A 3,140-nucleotide genomic window follows, 5' to 3' on the forward strand; every position below is an offset into this window, starting at 1 on the left:
GCTTTATTTCTCTGTGCTGTCACGCGGGGCGAGTGGCCCCCCCCCCGCGGGCGGCGCGGGCCCCCCCCCCACCGCATTGTCGGAGCGCATGATTGTGGGACGGGTGGAAAGCGATCAACAGAAACGATTCTGCTTGCCATTCCGCGCCGGTCGTCTGTGCGAAGGATCACCGTTGCGGGTGAATGGGAAATCTGTTCCGTACCCCGTTTGCCGCAGCGTCGTTCATTCCTTTGCAGCCCGCCGAACGGGTTGCGTTGTCCGTACAGGAGGAATGATGAAGATCAAGAAGATCGCCGCTGTCGCCGCCGCCACCGGTGGCCTGGTGCTCGCCGCCGCCGGTGTCGCGTCCGCTCACGGCGGTGCCGGTGCCGAGGGTGTGGCCGCGGGTTCCCCGGGTGTCGTCTCGGGCAACCAGGTCCAGGTCCCGGTCCACGTGCCGGTGAACCTGTGCGGCAACACCGTCAGCGTGATCGGCGTGCTGAACCCGGCGTTCGGCAACCACTGCGCCAACTTCTGAGCCGACCTCCGGGCCGCTGAGGCCCGTTGAGCCGGGCTCGGTACGGCCCCCGGGCGGCGGACGCGCCGCGCCGGGGGCCTTTGCGTGCCGGGGCTTCTGCATACCAGGGGCCTTGGCGAACCGGACTCGACAAGGTTCGAACGCCCAGATCGCTCGATCGGGTGAAGCTGCTTCGTTCGGCTCAACCTCCCCGTTGGCCTCTCGTTGACTCCTGTGCAGTCAAAGGCCTTGCGCGATTTCCGGATATACGGAAATTCCGACTTTCATACGAGTTCATGCCAAGGTCGCCACGCCGTCTCGAAACGTCAGGGGAAATCATGAGGAATGTCGCCAAGAAGGGGATCCTCACTGCCGTGGCCACCGGCAGCGTGCTGGCCTCGACCGCCGGCTACGCCTACGCGGGCGCCGAGGCGCAGGGGGGTGCCACAGGATCACCGGGTGTCGCCTCCGGGAACTCGGTGCAGGTGCCGGTCGAGGTACCGATCAACGCCTGTGGCAACACGGTCGACGTGATCGGCGCCCTGAACCCGGCGTACGGCAACCACTGTGCCAATGCCTCCGGCGGCGGCCGCCACGCCGCCCCGCGGCCCGGCCAGGGCGGCCACCCCGGGGGCGTCGCCGGTTCCGGTGCGGGCGCCTCCCGCGGCTCCTCCGCCTCCGGTGCCTCCGCGAGCGGTGCCGCGGCGAACTCGGCCGGGGTGATCTCCGGCAACAGCGTCCAGGCCCCGGTGCACGTCCCGGTCAACGCCTGCGGCAACTCCGTGAACGTGGTGGGCGTCGGCAACCCGGCCTTCGGCAACGAGTGCGGCAACGTGGCCCACCCCGCCCCGAACCCCGCCCCGAAGCCGACCGACGACTGCCCCGAGGGCCACACCCCGCCGCCGTCGACCGGTGGCGACACCGGCACGGGCGGCCCGCGCAACGGCGGCCCGTCGACCGGTGTCACCCCGAGCACCCCGGTCGCCCAGCCGTCGAGCAACGGCGGCACCCAGGCCGTCCCGGCCGCCGCCCGCACCAGCGCCCCGGCCGCCCAGAGCGTCGCCGCGAACAGCGAGCTCGCCCACACCGGCGCCGGTGACGTGGAGATGCTCGGCGCCGCCGGGCTCGCGCTGCTGATCGGCGGCGGCGTGCTCTACCGCCGGGCCCGCGCCGGCGCCCGCTGAGTCCACCGGGCCCGCTCGCGGTTGCTGTCGACGGGCAGGGTGAACAGCTGAACAGATGAACGGACGCACCCGCGGCCGCCCGGTTCGAACGGGCGGCCGCGGGTGCGTGAAGTCTCGGCGCGCACTGGTTCGGTGTGCGGCGACTCGGGGTGAGGTGCCCCGCCCGTCACCAGCTCCGGATCTGCCGGATGATCCGTCGCTTGAGTCGGACCGTCCGGCTGCCGTCGGGGAACAGTCGCAGTCGGTCGAGCTCCCAGTGCCCGTACTCGGCGTGCTCGGTGAGCAGTTGGCGCGCCGCGTTGCGGGTGGTACCGCGCGGCATGCGCAGCGACTGGTACTCGTACTCCGGCTGCCGGACCGGCTTCGGTGGGGTCAAAACGCTCCTCCTGAGGATCACCTGCACGCAAGCCTACGGCCTGCCCCGGACAGTCGGCCGGGGTATTTCCGGCCGTCCTCCCGCCCCGGTGCGGCGGTTCGACGGCGCCCGGTCCGGAGGCCCGTCTGACAGTGCATCAGTTCTGTTGCTGCTGTGGAGGGGATACCCCGATACCGGCGCGCGAAGCGGCACCCGGACGGCCCCGCCGGACCGCCTGCGCGCCCTCTGCGCCCGCCCCGCGCCGGTCCCGGTGGGGGACAGAACGCACGGAATCGGACATCAGGGGGGAAGTTGCGGTGAAATCGCGGGTGTAGGTGACAACCGCTGTGCGTACCGGCGCCGCGGGGAGATAGCGTCTGCACCATGTCTGATGCCGCGCAGCCCACCATTGCCGAGGTACGCGCCGCCGCTGAGGCGGTCAAGGCCGCCATCGACCGTCATCTGGAAGCGGTGTCAAGCCCCAACGCAGCTGATGATCCCGCCGTCACCGCTGCCTACGAGCAGCTCGCGACGGCGGCCATCGCCTACGACCAACTCCTGTACGAGGTCTACGACGAGGTCACCCCCTTCGAGATCCCCGGCGACGAGGGACCGGGCGGCTACCACGGCCCGGAGCAGCCCGAGGCGATCAGCGTGCTGATCCGCCGCGACTACCACGTGGTCGACCCCAAGCGGCTGCGCGCGCAGGCCGAGCGGCTCGACGAGTCGTTGACCCCGGGGGGTGCCGGCGGCGTGAACTCCGCGATCGGCGTGCTGTTCGGCGAGTACGAGCCGGACGAGATCGCCGCCCGCAGTGAGGAGTTCGGCCTGGAGGAGGCGGACTCGACGCTCTGGGTGGCGGCGGCCGAGCCGACCGAACCGGGGGAGTGGCTGCCGGAGCCCTTCGAGCACGCGGACCCGCAGTTGCTGATCTGCCGGTTCGACGTGAGCGAGGTCTACGACGACGAGGACCCGGACGACTGACGTCGGACGAACGCGTGAGGGGCGGGCGGGCGGCGACCCGCCCGCGCCCCACCCCGCAGGGGGTGGCGTCGGCGGCGCGCCGCCGCGCGGCGGCCGCCCCGGACGGGAGGTGAAGAGAGGA

4 protein-coding genes are annotated in these 3,140 nt (G+C 71.6%); 3 read left to right on the forward strand and 1 reads right to left on the reverse strand.

The features are described 5' to 3' along the window. Positions 1-274: 274 nt before the first annotated feature. On the forward strand, positions 275-517 hold the full coding sequence (locus ACFWXO_RS16780) for a chaplin (RefSeq protein ID WP_375897268.1): 243 nt from the start codon (positions 275-277) through the stop codon (positions 515-517). A 317-nt stretch (positions 518-834) separates the two neighbouring features. Beyond that, positions 835-1,680, forward strand: a complete 846-nt coding sequence (locus ACFWXO_RS16785) for a chaplin (protein WP_380524691.1) — start codon at positions 835-837, stop codon at positions 1,678-1,680. A gap of 166 nt (positions 1,681-1,846) precedes the next feature. On the opposite strand, the gene ACFWXO_RS16790 is transcribed toward ACFWXO_RS16785, so the two are convergent. Then, complete coding sequence (locus ACFWXO_RS16790) at positions 1,847-2,056, reverse strand: DUF5703 family protein (RefSeq protein ID WP_350517275.1); 210 nt, start codon at positions 2,054-2,056, stop codon at positions 1,847-1,849. 363 nt (positions 2,057-2,419) lie between these two features. Between ACFWXO_RS16790 and ACFWXO_RS16795 the strand changes: the two genes are divergently transcribed. Continuing rightward, positions 2,420-3,019: a hypothetical protein gene (locus ACFWXO_RS16795; RefSeq protein WP_375897262.1), complete on the forward strand. Its 600-nt coding sequence runs from the start codon at positions 2,420-2,422 to the stop codon at positions 3,017-3,019. The last annotated feature ends 121 nt before the right edge of the window (positions 3,020-3,140 follow it).

Origin of the sequence: Kitasatospora sp. NPDC059088, assembly GCF_042738155.1 — a bacterium.
Taxonomy (GTDB): Bacteria; Actinomycetota; Actinomycetes; order Streptomycetales; family Streptomycetaceae; genus Kitasatospora.

Bases quoted from the DNA above. Each gene is read 5' to 3' on its own strand.
- ACFWXO_RS16780 (WP_375897268.1), top strand. From the start codon at position 275: ATGAAGATCAAGAAGATCGCCGCTGTCGCCGCCGCCACCGGTGGCCTG.
- ACFWXO_RS16785 (WP_380524691.1), top strand. From the start codon at position 835: ATGAGGAATGTCGCCAAGAAGGGGATCCTCACTGCCGTGGCCACCGGC.
- ACFWXO_RS16795 (WP_375897262.1), top strand. From the start codon at position 2,420: ATGTCTGATGCCGCGCAGCCCACCATTGCCGAGGTACGCGCCGCCGCT.